This is a genomic window from Bacteroides sp. AM32-11AC (assembly GCF_003603515.1).
Lineage (GTDB): Bacteria > Bacteroidota > Bacteroidia > Bacteroidales > Bacteroidaceae > Bacteroides > Bacteroides uniformis.
Map to the genome: position 1 here is coordinate 496156 of NZ_QTNH01000001.1, position 778 is coordinate 496933.

Sequence of the window (778 nt, forward strand, 5' to 3'; positions counted from 1 at the left end):
GGCATGTCCAGCACGTCCGCCAGCGTCTGCATCACGAAGGGCGCCTTCTTGCTGATACCTCCGATGGCATTGACCGAATCAATGCGCAGCCCCTGGTCCTTCATATGCTCCACAATACGGCGGGAACCGAAGGCGGTGGCTTCCACCAGCGCACGGAATATTTCCGGGGCGCTGGTACCCAGCGTGAGTCCCGCAACGGCACCCTTCACGTTCTGGTCCGCATCGGGGGTACGGCGGCCGTTCATCCAGTCCAGGGCGACAACACCATCCTCGGAGGGTTCCATGTCCTGGGCCTCACGGGTGAGTTCCACCAGCATGCCGTCCAGAACTTTCTGCCTGGCCTCCCCTCCGGGGATATCTTTCAGTGTCCATGCCAGCATCTTCCTGAACCAGGCGTAGATGTCTCCGAAAGCCGACTGTCCGGCTTCGAAACCGATGAATCCCGGAAGCACCGAACCGTCCACCTGGCCGCAGATTCCCTTGATACAGCGTCCGCCTACCTCGTCTTTGCCGGCAACCATGATGTCGCAGGTGGATGTTCCCATGATACGTGTCAGTATCCCCGGGGCGACGGATGCGCCTACGGCTCCCATATGGGCGTCCAGCGCCCCCACGGCCACGGCGATTCCTCGGGGAAGTCCAAGCCTGTCTGCCCACTCGGGTGTCAGTTCCCCTGCCTTGGTGTCGCTGGTGTGGGTTTCTGTGAACAGATGGGGGAGCATTTCCTTCAAGGCCGGATTAAGTTCTTCGAGAACTTCGCCGGAAGGAAGACCCCAAC

At 60.9% G+C, this 778-nt stretch carries 1 protein-coding gene; it reads right to left on the bottom strand.

What is annotated here, in order from left to right:
- Positions 1–778, bottom strand: a 778-nt coding sequence (locus DW800_RS01825) for an FGGY-family carbohydrate kinase (RefSeq protein WP_243634890.1), incomplete at both ends; no start/stop codon positions are given.